This is a genomic window from Natronococcus sp. CG52, from assembly GCF_023913515.1.
Lineage (GTDB): Archaea > Halobacteriota > Halobacteria > Halobacteriales > Natrialbaceae > Natronococcus > Natronococcus zhouii.
This window is the reverse complement of record NZ_CP099391.1, coordinates 2495703-2509860: the sequence shown is the minus strand read 5'-3', so window position 1 is coordinate 2509860 and position 14158 is coordinate 2495703. Positions and strand designations below refer to the sequence as shown.

General features: G+C 57.5%; 13 protein-coding genes and 2 pseudogenes. 7 read left to right on the top strand and 8 right to left on the bottom strand.

The window, feature by feature from the left end; genetic code table 11:
- Nucleotides 1–93: 93 nt before the first annotated feature.
- The 3 genes and pseudogenes from NED97_RS12650 (at nt 94) to NED97_RS12640 (ending at nt 1573) form a co-directional block, all read left to right on the top strand.
- The gene (locus NED97_RS12650) at nt 94–309 is read left to right on the top strand and encodes a hypothetical protein (protein ID WP_252487392.1); all 216 of its coding nucleotides are present in this window, start codon (nt 94–96) and stop codon (nt 307–309) included.
- Nucleotides 310–323: 14 nt separating this feature from the next.
- Nucleotides 324–860 (top strand): annotated as a pseudogene (locus NED97_RS12645) (RNA-guided endonuclease InsQ/TnpB family protein); the annotation flags it as partial.
- Between the two features lie 158 nt (nt 861–1018).
- Nucleotides 1019–1573 carry a DUF7344 domain-containing protein gene (locus tag NED97_RS12640; protein ID WP_252487390.1) on the top strand — a complete coding sequence of 185 codons (555 nt, stop codon included), beginning with the start codon at nt 1019–1021 and terminating at the stop codon, nt 1571–1573.
- A gap of 1579 nt (nt 1574–3152) precedes the next feature.
- Here NED97_RS12640 and NED97_RS12635 read toward each other — a convergent pair.
- The 4 genes from NED97_RS12635 to NED97_RS12620 form a co-directional block, all read right to left on the bottom strand.
- Nucleotides 3153–4292 carry a flavin-containing monooxygenase gene (locus NED97_RS12635; RefSeq protein WP_252487389.1) on the bottom strand — a complete coding sequence of 380 codons (1140 nt, stop codon included), beginning with the start codon at nt 4290–4292 and terminating at the stop codon, nt 3153–3155.
- Between the two features lie 156 nt (nt 4293–4448).
- Nucleotides 4449–5261, bottom strand: a complete 813-nt coding sequence (locus NED97_RS12630) for a helix-turn-helix transcriptional regulator (RefSeq protein WP_252487388.1) — start codon at nt 5259–5261, stop codon at nt 4449–4451.
- 427 nt (nt 5262–5688) lie between these two features.
- Nucleotides 5689–6945: an RNA-guided endonuclease InsQ/TnpB family protein gene (locus tag NED97_RS12625; RefSeq protein WP_252487387.1), complete on the bottom strand. Its 1257-nt coding sequence runs from the start codon at nt 6943–6945 to the stop codon at nt 5689–5691.
- A 169-nt stretch (nt 6946–7114) separates the two neighbouring features.
- Nucleotides 7115–7576: an SPW repeat protein gene (locus NED97_RS12620; RefSeq protein ID WP_252487386.1), complete on the bottom strand. Its 462-nt coding sequence runs from the start codon at nt 7574–7576 to the stop codon at nt 7115–7117.
- Nucleotides 7577–7884: 308 nt separating this feature from the next.
- Here NED97_RS12620 and NED97_RS12615 point away from each other — a divergent pair.
- From NED97_RS12615 to NED97_RS12605, 3 genes and pseudogenes are all read left to right on the top strand, one after another.
- A pseudogene (locus NED97_RS12615) lies at nt 7885–8046 on the top strand (RNA-guided endonuclease TnpB family protein); the annotation flags it as partial.
- Nucleotides 8047–8223: 177 nt separating this feature from the next.
- Entirely contained in the window at nt 8224–8880 is a 657-nt protein-coding gene (locus tag NED97_RS12610) for a helix-turn-helix domain-containing protein (RefSeq protein WP_252487385.1), read from the top strand.
- 101 nt (nt 8881–8981) lie between these two features.
- Complete coding sequence (locus tag NED97_RS12605; protein WP_252487384.1) at nt 8982–9320, top strand: DUF7344 domain-containing protein; 339 nt, start codon at nt 8982–8984, stop codon at nt 9318–9320.
- Nucleotides 9321–9418: 98 nt separating this feature from the next.
- Here NED97_RS12605 and NED97_RS23360 read toward each other — a convergent pair whose 3' ends face one another.
- The 4 genes from NED97_RS23360 to NED97_RS12580 all read right to left on the bottom strand — a co-directional run bounded on the left by NED97_RS23360 (nt 9419) and on the right by NED97_RS12580 (nt 12772).
- Complete coding sequence (locus NED97_RS23360) at nt 9419–10087, bottom strand: TraB/GumN family protein (protein ID WP_382206813.1); 669 nt, start codon at nt 10085–10087, stop codon at nt 9419–9421.
- A 315-nt stretch (nt 10088–10402) separates the two neighbouring features.
- Nucleotides 10403–10762, bottom strand: a complete 360-nt coding sequence (locus tag NED97_RS12595; protein ID WP_252487382.1) for a ribbon-helix-helix domain-containing protein — start codon at nt 10760–10762, stop codon at nt 10403–10405.
- A gap of 1178 nt (nt 10763–11940) precedes the next feature.
- The gene (locus NED97_RS12585; protein ID WP_252487381.1) at nt 11941–12525 is read right to left on the bottom strand and encodes a DsrE/DsrF/DrsH-like family protein; all 585 of its coding nucleotides are present in this window, start codon (nt 12523–12525) and stop codon (nt 11941–11943) included.
- 4 nt (nt 12526–12529) lie between these two features.
- Entirely contained in the window at nt 12530–12772 is a 243-nt protein-coding gene (locus NED97_RS12580) for a sulfurtransferase TusA family protein (protein WP_252487380.1), read from the bottom strand.
- A gap of 204 nt (nt 12773–12976) precedes the next feature.
- Between NED97_RS12580 and NED97_RS12575 the strand changes: the two genes are divergently transcribed.
- Complete coding sequence (locus tag NED97_RS12575) at nt 12977–14158, top strand: MBL fold metallo-hydrolase (RefSeq protein ID WP_252487379.1); 1182 nt, start codon at nt 12977–12979, stop codon at nt 14156–14158.

The following is a 14158-nucleotide window of genomic DNA, read 5'->3' as shown; positions in this document are numbered from 1 at the left end:
CGATCCATACTGACAGATCAAAAACTGATCAATAATATAACTATAATAGAAACATATCTTTGTATGAATTTCACGCGACGTTTATTGCTAGGAATGGGCATAGGAACCGCCACATCGGCCCTCGCCGGTTGCCTCGACGTGATCGCGGACGAAGGCGAGGAGGAAGAGACGGAGTCGCGGCAAGAAGAGAGACGAGAGTTCTGGGAGGAGCAAGACAACTTCCCGAACGACGACTACCGAAACCGCGAGGTGCCCACGATCCTTCCCACGGGTGAATCGACGACCCCTGACTTTGGCTTCTTCAACTGAAGCAGTAGCGCGGAGAGTCGAGTGGGCGCGAACTCCGTTACGTTCGCGACGTGCTACATAGAGCCTCGAACGCGATTGTAGATGAAGCACTCCGATATGAGTGCGACGTAATCGCGTTCGAGGACCTGACCGATATCCGCGATCGCACAGGCGCGTCGTGGGGTCACAAGTGGGCGTTCCGAACGCTGTACGAACAGGTGGAGTACAAGGCCGAAGCGGTGGGGGTTTCGGTGAAGCAAGTCGGTCCAGCGTACACGTCGAAACGGTGCGCCGAATGTGGATTCACGGCAGACGAGAATCGCCCGGCACGCAACGACTTCCACTGTGTGAAGTGCGAGTCGAAGGCGAACGCGGATTACAACGCGGCGAAGAACATCGGGATGCGGTATGTCCGTCGGGGCCAACAGTCGTCTCGGCGGACGGGCAACAGTCAGCTTGCCCTAAAGTCTGGAACAGTGACGCCAAGTGGCGGATTTACCGCCCACCCGGAAGGGTTTGAGGCCGAGTTCATGGACAAGCCCCACCCTCCACGAGCGAACCCGTCAGGGTGAGCGAAGTAGGGTGGGGTAGTTGACTACCTACACGTCGTTCGTCTTTTCGTCTGACAGGGGTGACGTGGCTGCTACACTCTCCCCTGTCAATCGATCTTATTCCGCTGATAACAGTGTGAAATTTTATAACAGTCGGAAATTGTAGTATCTGATAACAAATGTCTCTTCAATCAGAATTTCAAGCACGGCAACTAACCGACGACGGTGATGAAGGCGCTGAACGCGGTGAGTCGGCGGTTCACAGTCACCGGCTGGAACGGTTCGTGGAACAGTATCTCTCAGAGCGGGAGGACCCGGTTCGGATCGGCGCCCTCGCGCGCAACGTCGCGGCCGCCGAGTCCGGGACGCCGGTCGAGGCACTGTCGACCGCGCAGTATCGGCGCATCTACACCGCGCTGTATCGCACCCACCTGCCGCGGCTCGACCGCGCCGGCGTACTCGAGTACGACCGCACACGAGGCCTTGTCTACCCGACGGGGATCCTCGAGCACGCCACAGCCGAAGCCGAGCCGGCGCTCGATGGAGCCGCCGACCCGACCGCACCACCGACCGATCCGGAGCCGACCGCCCATCCGGGCGCGCGGCCGGCGGCTCTCGGGCTGGCCGGACTCGTCCTCAGCGGGGGAGTGATGTTGCTATCGTTGGCCGCCGGCGTGATGATCGGGGGTCTCGTGATCACCACCTATCTCTCATCCGTGATTGCGGCCACCTAGGTGGCGCCGCCTATCACTGCCGACCGCTGAGCGACATCCTTGGAACATGCGGGCTGTGCAACCGAAGCGATAGATGTTGGTTTGTCCGGCAAACCGTGGCCGCTACTGCGTTACGGTTCTGTAAGGGATACGAAATCGTATGTACACAACCCAGAATGGAGTAGCCGCTGGAAGTAGTGGCAGCAGTGGAATCGGCCAACGAACAACTCCCTCTGCATACCAACTCACCCAATCGCGACAGCTCGTCACTCCCGCACGGAGTGGTCGTCTATCTTCAAACAGCGAGAGAATCCCGCCCTTTAGGGCGGGCGTGAATCGCGTCACTCGACTACGTAGTTGCCGTTAATCGGCTGAGTCGGATTCCATCCGTTCGTCGATACAGCCTCTCACGAGGCTGGATAGGTTGATGTGGTTCTCGTCGATCCATTCGACCTGATCCTCTCGGATCGTTATCTGCTTGCGTTCCATCACGCTACGATACATGCACCCATGTCGGTCGCGAGTCCGGCCACGGTGATGACTGACCCGGGTTCTAATCCACTGGTCTCGATATCGAACGCTATGGGGTCTAATGCGCCCATAATACGAGAGTCAGTTGGATGCTTCCCAAGACTAGGTGGCAGGTTTCCACATTTCCACTTCATGTCCGAGGACGCGTCGATAACAGTAGTTGGTAGTGCAACTTCTTTATTCAGAAATGTGGTTGAAACTGAATTGGGTGATTCGGTACCTACGTGTGCGAACCTAACACCGCTACTTCTCTCAGCTATCGATTGTGTTGATAGAGCAGGGCGGAATACAGAACTCGAATATAGCCTGAATCGATGGCTATTCTGAACCGAATCTCCTCGACCAACGGGAGACAATATTATACATTCCAATCAAAGTAGTTAACACAATAACAAGAGAAATGAACATATGGACAGTATCCGGGTTCGAAAATTCGGTGGGGCTGCCTCGATTGTTATTGGTGTACTCTTGGCAGGTTCCTTCTTCGTATCGAACGATTGGGTTACCGGTGTAGTCGGTATTCTTGTCGCTCTCATTGGAGTTGCGACCCTCTATGACTTGCACACTACTTCGTAAGCAGTCGTACCAATCGGCCAACTCAGCACAGGTTCCTGAACAAGCGGAACTGATTTGCTGAACTCATCTTCTCTATCCAGCACACCGCTCCTGACAGTCATTAGTGAAATCAAATGTCGTTCCGTTACCTGCTTGACCTGTACTGACCAGTCGATTCACCCGAAGTGATGTGAAAATAAGCAATGCACAGATTTCGTCATTCGGAACTACTGTTCACGGCGGGGAGGATGTCACTCGGGCTCAGGCCCACGAAGCTGCTTCCTTGGCACTCAGGCCATTCAGAGGGCCGCACTGGGACGTGCATATTCAGCATCGGCCTTTGCCATCCCGGTTCCTAAACCACGCATCGAGGCTTAGCAGGCTCCCATAGCTTCAGAGGATGTATCAGTCACCGCGGGTGGTCCGGCTCCAAGTCAGGATGAGTTAGACCGCATGAGATGGCGACGTTTGCGAGACTGGCCTTTCTCAGACTCGGTGCCGGCGCCGAACTCGACTACGACTGCTGTGGAAGTCCGTCCACCGATCCCGTGTAGCTCGGCCGAGGCGGCTGCTGCCGCGCCGTCGACGTCAGGTGGTCGACGACATACTCCGCATCCCTGCCGACGCCGGTGAACAGCCCCGACGTCATCGCGTACAGGAAGAATAGGCCGACGAAGTACAGTCCTGGCTCGTCCGGGACGACGCCGCGCACGTGGACGGGCTCCTTGGGCTGTTCCTTCCCGTCGAAGATCGGGAGGTCTATCCATGAAAAGTCAGGGCGGAAGCCAGTGCACCAGATGACGTTCTCGACGTCGAGAACGTCATCGTCCCCGACAACGGGGCGACCGTCGCGGACGCCGGTCATGCGAGGCACCCGCTCGACGCCGGCTGCGGCCAGGTCACTCGGCTTCGTGCGCACTAGCGGGCCGCCCTGTGAGAGCACCTTCGGGCGGATACGGCGCCCGATCGGCGTCCCCGTTGTGAAGATCCGGTGGAAGAGCACGCGCATTACGAACGGGACCCCGAGGTGACGGCCGACCCACGAGTCGATGTGGAACGGCACGTGGCCGACGTCCCGGCCCGACAGCCACGTTTCGTGCTCGTAGGCGACGTCGAGGGCGATCTCGGCACCGGAGTTGCCCGCCCCGACGACGAGCACGTCCCCGTCCTGGAGCTGATTGGGATTGCGGTAGTCGCTCGTGTGCAGCTGGACGATGTCGTCGGAGAGCTCCGCCGCGAAATCTGGGACCTTCGGGATCTGATAGCTCGCCATCGCCACCACGACGTTGTCCGTCTCAATCCGTCGGTCGCCCGCGGTGACGAGCAAGTCATCGCCGCTCCGTTCCAGCCCGTCCACGCGGACGCCGAGTTCGACGGGCAGGTCGAACCGCTGGGTGTAGGTCTCCAGGTAATCGGCCACCTCGTCTTTTGTGGGGAAGGCGTACGGTGCGCCCGGAAAGTCCATCCCCGGCAGGCTCGAATAACTGGCGGGCGTGAACATCTGGAGGGAGTCCCAGCGGGCCCGCCATGCGTCGCCGACACGGTCGCTCGCGTCAAGGATGACAAAGTCCTGGTCGTGCTGCTGCAGGTAGTACCCGGTCGCCAGTCCTGCCTGGCCGCCGCCGATGATGACGGTGTCGTGTCGTTCGATCATGTGTTCGTTCCTCGGTAAGCGTACGTGCAGGAGGGGAATGATGATGCCGCGTGCAGGATTTCATACCCTGAAATCTCGGATAAGCCGGATGTCTGTTACTTCAGAGGGTCTTGGCTGATCGGTTTGCCAGTCTGATGGCGGTCGTCGTCAGTGGCGTTATGACGGCGCGCGGGATTCGAAGGCGGCGGGGTCTATCGGGGTCGCCTCTGCGCGAACCTGCTCGAAGACCGAGACGGCCCAGTCACAGGCCTCCGGGGCGTCGGTGTCGATGACCGCCACGAGCGCCCCAGTCTCGGCGTCGTGGCAGCAGATGCCGGCCCGATCGTCCACAATGCCGAGGCCGCAGCGGTCGCCATCGGGGAGGTGGTCGTGGACGAGGATGGTCGCGTTCTCGCAGGATGCGACCTCCACGATCCGGTCTGGGTTCCAGGCGAACATCCCCTCCAAGGCCTCGGGCGTGAACACGTACTCGAACGTCATTCCCTCGAGGACCGCACCGCAGGCCGTCTCAAGGTTGCTCGACTTGTAAACGATGTTGTCGAACCCGCGCAACGACGAGGTCGACGCGATGAGTTGACCGAGACGCTCGACGGGCTCGTAGGGGTAACCTGGCCCGGGGTAGGAGACCACCGCGTCGGCGAAGAGGTCGACGGAGAAGCTCGGCATCTCGACCGGCAGCCACTGCCAGACGTCGCGGAGCTTCCCCTCGATCTCCATCGCGTCCCGGAGAGCCAGAAACTGGTCGGCGACGTACTCGCCGAGGGGGGTCAGTCCGTACGTGGGGCCGTCCCTAACGAGCCACTTACGCTCTTCGAAGTCGGCGAGCACTCGTCCGACGGTTGGCGAGGAGGCGCCGGTGGCCTCACACAGCTCTTGACGGTCGGTCGGTCCGTCGCGCAACGTTTCGAGGACGCCGACGCGGTGGGCCGATGCGGCCAAGAACTGAATGTTGTCAATTCCCGCAGTCATAGGCGATATAGGGAGGCGAAGAGCTTAGCGTTTCTACCGTGGGGGAGACAGACGACTCTACATTCGAGGGCCTGGGGAGGATCGAATGGCGTATCCTACGCCTGCTTCCTAGCCCGCCCCAATGGTGGCGACGCACCTCGGTCGTGGTGCTAACATGGCAGTCACCACTTGCTGCAATCGCGCCGTGTATCTTGCACGTCCCGCTCGAACTATCACGTAGCTGTTAGAAAATGCGTGCGAGATACAGAGGATGAGTTCAGCATGGCGGCTTCATTTGTTTCACGTTGAAGCCAGTGAACCAGCCGTTCATTAGACCTGCGGATGGAACGGTTAAGTGTCCCTGCCACAGGGCGAGCTACTTGTTCCGTACCTCGTTCGGGCTATGATACGTTTCGAGAAACGTGAACTACCCCGCCCTACTCGCCTGCTACGCAGGCTCCTTGAGGGCGGGGCTTCCCGCTTCAACGACGCGACTTGCAGATACCACAAAGGAATCCACATTGGTCGCAGTCTCCACGGGCGTGTCTTCGGAGTGAACCACTCCTAGTTTGTCCAGTCCCCGGGAAAGAACGTTTAACGACGCGTTCCAGTCCCTGTCAAGTTCAAATCCACAACTCGGGCAGGAATGCTCGCGTACCCAGATGGGTTTCCACGTTGAAACACCACACGAGGCGCATTCTTTCGTCGTTCCTTCGGGTTCGACTTCTTCGACGTGGCAGGCGTTCTTCTCACCGTGGTGGTTGAGAATGGTGATGAAGTCTCGCCAGCCCACCTCGGCCTTGTTCCGCGCATTCTGTGGCGATTCAAGTATTCCCTTGACGTTCAGGTCTTCGACGAACACGGCGTCGTACTCCGTGGTGTAAAAGTGCGCGAGTTTGTGCTTGTAATCACGCTTCTTGTTCGACATCCGTGCGTGGACTTTTGCGACCCTCCGGCGTTGTTTATCCCAGTTTTTCGACTCGTAGTCTTTGCGGGAAAGCGAGCGTTGCTCGCGTTCAAGGCGCTCGCGGTCAGCCGAGAGGTCGAGTCGCCCAACCGAGCGTCCGTCCGAGTCATGGACGAAGTTGAGAACGCCGAGGTCGAGACCCACCGCGTCGTCGGAGCCGATGTCCTCAGGAGCGGGTTTCTCGAGAGCTTCTGTTTTGATGCAGAACGAGACGTACCACGCTCCCGTGGGTCCTTTCTTGAGCGTGACTTCTTTGATTTGCTCGTGGTCTGGAAGGTCGCGATGAAGGCGAATTGGGATTTCGCGGGTTTCGCCTTTGAGTTTTTTGAGGATGAGGAGTCCGCGTCCGTTTGGGCCACTCTTCTTGTCGAGTTCGAAGCCCGATTGCCGGTACGTGAAACTCCTGTACTCTCGCGGTTTCTTCCAGTTCAACGACCCCACGTCGTAGCCTTTGGCCTTGAGCTTTCCGAGGTTCTGGATGTTGTCGCGGATGCGCTCGACGGCTTTCTGGAGGACGGTGGAGTAGACTTGTTTGAGGTCGGGCCACCAGTCTTTCATCGCTGGAAGCGTGTCTCGCACACTCCAGACACGCTGGCGGAGCGTCCCGGTGTCCTCGGGTATCTGGTTGAATTCGCGGAGTGCGTGGTTGTAGGTTTGCCGCACGATGTTTCGTGTCCAGTCCATCGCTTCGCGTTGCTCCGTGGTGGGGAGCAGGCGGAAGCGGGGGCTGTACATCATACGGCTTGTCCATGTGTTCGAAGTATTCGGTTGTAAAGATTCTGACTCTTGCGTGTTTGATGCTCGTGCGGGTGCCGTATCCCCGTCCTACTCGCTCCCTTCGGTCGCTCGTTGAGGACGGGGGTTTGGCACCCTCACCGCCACCGCTAAAAGAGAATCGCTGGCTGAGTTAGGCACGAGCGCGGGCGTGGTCTGGCGCGTCGGTCTTCCTGTTCGCGTAGGCGTTGTAGATGGAGAGCACCGCAACAATCAGTCCGGCAGAGAGTGTACTCGCCGCCAGTTGGTCGCTTCCCATCTCGATGACGTACGGCGAGATGACCGCCCACAGCCCGAGTAGGGCGGCCAGCGCCGCGATTCCGACGCTTGCCAGCCGATCTTTCGACAGTCGGTAGAAGTTGTAACCGGCGAGCAGGAAGATCGCCGTCCCGACCATAGTGTTATTCCATACGGCCGCCTCCGTGGCCTCGAAGATGAACGGCGAGGCGACGAGCCACAGCCCGACCAGCGCGACGAGCGCGCTCAGCCACTGCATTACGTCCGTGTTCAGGGTATCACGCTTGGTCTCGGTCTCGGCGCCCATGTTGGATTCGGTATCTCGCTCTGTTCGTGTGTTCGATGGTGTGTCACTCATAATGAACTCCAAACAGTATAGCCAGCGTTGGGAAATAACGAGAGCGCAGGCCCCTGCAGGGAAGCTCATTGATCACCGCTTCTGCACTGTCAGCCAGTTCCATCCCTACCAAAATCGAACCAGGTGGGCAACTCGCTGGTCACCGTCTACTCAGGCCGTCGGAGAGGAGTGCGAAACGATACACGAGTTCCCTATACTGACCGGTCACTACTCTTCGCAGATCGACTCGTATATCTGATGATGATTGTATGCTGTATTCGTTTATTTTTCGCGATCGGTGACAAATTCGGTGACAAATTTCCCAGTCACCTGCTTGTGGTTTCACGGCGGATAGGGACGCGAATGCTGCATAGAACATCCTTTCTCGCGGTATCAAGAACGTAGGAGTGGGACACTCCGAATCACCGCCTGTGGAGACTGCGCTCCCTGTGGATACGTCCGTATCTGCAAAGCGCGTTCGCCAGATGTAGTCTGGCGGGCTGTCAGACTCGAAGAGTCTGACAACGTCGTGGAAACAGGAAGCTCTCCTCTCAAGCGCGAGCCGTCAGGCGAGCGGTAGGGTAGGGTAGTTCACCGGTATCACTTTCTCATCTTCTTTGACTTGAACTAGACTGCCGCTTTATCTTGTAGAAGACCCTACTCAGGGTATGTTGATAGCGTCCGTCTCGATTCCTCCCGAGGCGCTCGCATTAGAACACTCGGCGAGTGCTGTCCCCGAAATCGAAATCGAAGCGGAGCGGATCGCCGCTCACAGCACAGAATGGGTGATGCCGTGTCTGTGGGTTGCTCATCCGGAGTTCGATGCTGTGAAGGACGCATTTCAATCGGACCCCTCAGTAGAGACAATCATTGAGACTGTGAGGTTCAATGATGAAGCGTACTACCACGTTGAGTGGGCCGAGGAAGTCGAACAGCGAATCAACTCTTACATCGATAAAGAGGGATCGATACTCGAAGCACGGCTCCGAGAGGGCAACTGGGAACTCGACTTCCGCTTCACCCATCGTGAGCAGTTCGACGCGTTCCGAGAGCATTTGTTAGACCGCAGTTACTCCTTCGAACTGTTGGGCCTGTACGAACCGGAGCAACCTCACCAAGGGTATCGGGACCTCACACCGGCACAACGGGACGCACTCGTGACTGCTGCGGAACACGGTTACTTCCGCATTCCGAGAGAAACCACAACTGCGGAACTCGCGGACGAACTCGACGTAACTCATCAAGCGGTTTCCGAACTCCTTCGACGCGGGATCGAAAATCTCATCTTCTCAACGTTGACCGCAGAGACGCAACCTGAGCAGTAAGACGACTCTTCTCTCATCGAGCTTCATATAAAATCTTGCTCGCGGCAAGTTGGGTCCATTTTCCATGTTAAGTGCTAACACTATCCGGACACGTGTTTCGAATGGAAAACAAAGAATTGCCTCAAGATGTCGTGTACCGGTTGTTGAGTCACGTCTATCGACAAGCGCTTCTCGGCTGTCTCGATCAGCACGACGTCCCGCTCGCAGTGGCCGATGCGGCAGAAGAAGTGGCGCGAGACTGCAAAAGCGAACCGATATCGGAGATCCCAGAAGCGGAGGTGAAGAAAATCTACTTGGCGCTCACTCACTCGCATGTGCCGCAGTTGGTCGAGGAGAACGTGATCACATACGATCAAGAGCAGAATTTGATCGCCCTCACCGAGCGGGGCAAACACCTTGTCACCGTTCAGAAGCACCTTGACGCGTTGTATTTTGATTGATAACAGAGAACGAGGATGGTGCTCAGCATCTCTCGGTGTGCTGGTCTCATCCGACGCTGCCACCACGGCTGCTCGACGGGGACCACGGAGTGGCTCATTCATGCTTTCGCAGTCACATCCGGCATCGACGGATGGGATGAGAGGTGGCGGACGGCCCACGGTGTGAACGCACCGCGAGGCGGCTCACGGATCGGTGGAGGTTCGATGTGAGAGTCAGCGATCGTAGCGGGGTTCGTCAAATACGACTGTAGCCCAACCGTATGGTTTTCGCCGACGATGGCAACGATCCGTTCGTCGCGGTAGTGCAGCGCACGGAGATGACCGGCCATCCGCTGATCGCGGTCGTGAACGAGCGCGCGATACGCGTCAGGAGCGCGCCGTTCGAGTCTGTGAAGCTCGCTGCGGATGGTGGACAGCGAGTTCGCTTCCTGAAAGCGTCCGGACTCATCGATGCGCGCGGGAACGATCTCGCGTTGGTAGTGTGCTTCGGCAGCGAGGGCAGCCGCAGTGTGGCCGGTATCGATCAGGGCTAACGGGATGTCAAGGGCCTTGCTCGCAAAGATCGCGAGAAAGACATCCGCTGGGTCGCAGCGGATTCGATTCACGAGGACGGCGTCAACGAACCGCTCGAACCGTGGCGGGTCGTACTCGATCGCGAGAATCGAGGGGTCGGTCTCCGCAATCAGATCAAGGATGGGCTGGAAGCGTCGTCGGTTTCGGTGTAGCCCGCCGTTGATGTGGATCTCGTCGATTCGGAGAGTAATCATGGACTGTGAGCGGGGACGCGAATGCGGGAGTCGTCAGGGAATGCCGCACAAACGGGCGTGTGTGTCTCCACGGGACCAGTGCCTGTCTGGGGGATGGACCTGCCAACGCGAACACCGCATCACCCATTGCTGGCACTAACGAGGCTCTCCCCAATATAGTGCACTGTCGGATCGCTAAATCAGATGTTAGATGTGAACAATTAACATGATTGGCGGTGCAGTAGCGCCTGATCGGCCTCGGACTGGCGTTGGGGAGCGGCTCTGCCGGGAGTGATCGGTCACCAAGAGAATTCCGCGCGTAACTAGGTGGGGAGGTCAAATCTTGTCGATACTATCCTCGAGGAGGGACTCGAGCGTTCGAATGCGCTCTTTGAGGAACTCGACATCGGTCTCCGAGGCCGTGTCCGTCTCCGATGGGACGGCTTCGGATTCCGTCTCGGTCGGCGATTGCACTGCTCGAGCGAGGACATCGTCGAACGCCTCGTCGACGTCTTGAAGCTTGATAGCCAGCTGTATTCCATCGCGAACGAACTCGCTCCGCGTGTGGCCCTGCTGTTCAGCGGCAGAATCGGCACTTTCGATCAGGGCTCGTGGAACACGAACCGTTATCTTCTTCGTGTCCTGTAAATCGTAATCCAGCGGCGCCTCTGCGTCGTGAGAACGGGAGTCGCTCAAAAGAGTCGCGACTTGATAGTGGGATGAACAGAGAACCGCCGTTGAATCGGCATCCGACGAGGGACCGAACGAGTACTCCGAGCGCGAGTCCGTCGCTCCACAAATGTCGCATCCCCGTTGAGAGTCGCTGGAGCGCTCGGCAGCAGGATACTCGATATAGTCGTCCGCGTTCGGTCGTTCTGGTGGCATAGGGGTTAACTCCGATCCTCGTTATGCCTCACATCTCGTTCAATCCCCATAATAGTATTCTCTTGTTTATACTAGTTGGGAGCTTCACATTAGTGTGGCGATGCGGCGTCCGCGTGTTTGGTAACGCCAGCTAATTTCGGGAGAAACGGCCCAAAGCGGTGGGCTGACGTGGGAGGTCGTGCTCACCGTGGGGACCCGGTCGGGACCGTCACGCTCACCTTGGGCCGACAGACAGGGATCATTACTCCACAACGATAACAGATGCACGCGTATTCCAGTCGGAATTCGTACCGAAAGATGTCGTGCATCGTGACGTCGAGATCAATCATCTCTCCAGTGCGCTACGACCCATCACTGACGGCGAACAGGTTGAAACATCATTCCTGTTCGGCCCTTCCGGTGCGGGAAAGACCTGTATCGCGCAGTACACCACTACCAAACTACGCGAATCAGTTATCAGCCTCAACTACCAGTCCGTCAACTGCTGGGAGGACCACTCTCGATTCAAAACACTGTACCGACTTCTCGAGGGTATCGACCGAACGCTCGATATTCACCGCCAGTCGACCCCGAAAGTACAACTCGATCTTCCGGCAGATCATCAAGTGAGGCATCGAGACCAATGAAATTCTTCCCCTCGAGTTGGTCGTAGATGGGCAGATTGTGACTGTCTGGAATATGCTCTTCCTCGAAACTATCTTCAAACAGCGAGAGAATCCCGCCCTTTAGGGCGGGCGTGAATCGCGTCACTCGACTACGTAGTTGCCGTTAATCGGCTGAGTCGGATTCCATACTGCGGTCGAATATCGAGGATGAACACGTTCTCACGCTGGTCTACAGGCGGGGCAGGCCGAGTGCCTCGGGGCTTGACCCCGAGGCTGTTCACCGCTTCGGCTGGTTGCATTTTAGTATTTCTTAATACGTACAATATTTTGGACTACTATTAGTTAGCGGTTCTGCTCGAAGTGTGGCGTACTCAAAAACGGCGACTAAACAAGAAGTTGGATGTCGGACTCGGCCATATCCTGAATAGCTGTCGCCGCGCCGACACCGACAGTAACACCGTCGTAGAAGTCGTCCTCGTCATAGTCCATGAGATCAATCGTCATCTGGCAGGCTTGGAATTCGACTCCCATCTCCAGTGAGGTATCGATGAGTTCATCGATCGTGGCCGTGTCGTTGTCCCGGATCTGCTTTTCCATCATCTTCGTCGTCATGCGATCCATACCAGGAAGTGCTGCGATCGCATTCGGGACGGGCATGTTGGGATTCCCGACCGAACTCAGCTTCAGGTTCTTCGATTTCTCCTCGTGGAGGATATCCAGCCCCCAGAACGTATGGAAGACTGTGACTTCGTAGCCGAATGCCGCGGCGGTGCTCGCGAGGATGAGCGGCGGGTACGCCATGTCGAGGGTACCCTTCGTCGCGATGATGGACATTTTTGGCTGGTCGTCGCCACTCTCGGTTTCCACGGCAGCGAGTCGGTCCTCGAGTTCGGCGACCCGTTCTTCGAGCTCTGCGCGAGTCAGCGTCTCGTCATCGTTGGTAGGCGCCTGTTGGGTGTCCGTGCTCATTTTGTTACTCCGTCTTGCGCACGTAGTGCGTGAAGACGTCGTCTCCCTCGTCCTGATCGACGAGTTCGACGCCATCAGTCGTGTTTGCCCAGCCAGCGATGTCGCTCATACTCCCGGGGTCGGTTGCGAGAACTTCCAGAACCTCGCCTTCAGCGAGTTCGTCGATGTTCTGCTTTGTTTTGACGACAGGCATCGGGCAGTTCTGTCCTTTCACGTCGAGCGTCTCGGTGATTTTGTACTCAGCCATGGTATTGACTTCACTGCCCAATATTGGTGCCGGTAGTAAAAGTGTGTCGGTAGTAGACTGCATATTGAGCACTACTATATAGCATATTATTCTATATCGCGCGTGTAGAGGGTTTTAGAGGCCATTTGACCGATGTGGTATTGTGTAGAAGTAGAAATACTATGCAAAGTCTTATTGGTGGCCCGTCTGTAGAGAGGGATGACGATGACTGAAGGAGACCTTCCCAACGCTGAGGAAGAAGTCGAATCGATCACGCCGGAGGAACTGAAAGAGCGAATTGATAGTGGCGAGGACGTGTTCATCCTTGACGCCCGCTCGAAAGGTGACTTCGACGAGTGGCATATCGATGGCGAGAACGTCGAGATCGTGAATTACCCGTACTTCCAACTGCTCGACGGGATTCCAGAGGATCTCCTCGCAGAGCTGCCCGAAGAACAAAAAATCACGGCCCTGTGTGCGAAGGGCGGCTCTAGTGAGATGGTTGCCGAGAACCTCGAAGAGGAGGGCTACGACGTCAACCATCTCGAGCGCGGAATGAAGGGGTGGGCGCGCATCTATGAATACACTGAACTTGACGTCGACATCGATGCGACGATCGCGCAGTATCAGCGTCCGTCGAGCGGGTGTCTCGCGTATCTTGTGGTTTCGGACGGTCGAGCCGCGATCATCGATCCGCTTCGCGCGTTTCCCGATACCTACGCCCAAGACGCGCGGAACCTCGGTGCTGACTTCGTATACGCGCTCGACACGCACATCCACGCAGATCACATCTCTGGAGTTCGGTCAGTCGCCGAGCGGACGGACGCAACTGCGGTCGTGCCCAAAGCAGCTGCGGCGCGCGGCGTCGATTATGATCTCCAGTACGAGACCGTCGAAGACGGTAACTCGCTCACGGTCGGCGACGTGGAAATCGACGTGATTCATACGCCCGGTCACACGACGGGGATGACTGCATACAAGGTCGGAAACGTGCTGTTCACCGGCGACGGGCTGTTCACAGAAAGCGTCGCGCGTCCTGACTTGGAAGACCCGGAGGCAGCCAAAGACGCAGCCAGGACGCTGTACGAATCGCTCACCGAGAAGGTGCTGACGCAGTCTGATGATACGGTCATCGCACCTGCACATTTCAGCGATTCCGCAACGCCGAACGATGACGGCACGTACACCGCTGCACTCGGTGAACTGCGAGACACGATGGATGCACTGTCGATGGACGAAGAGTCGTTCGTCGAGTTCATCGTCTCGGACATGCCGCCGCGGCCCGCAAACTATGAAGAGATCATCGCCACGAACCTCGGTCAGGAATCGCCTGACGACGAGGAAGCGTTTGAGCTCGAACTCGGGCCGAACAACTGCGCAGCCAGCGAGGAGGCGCTAACGAACTAA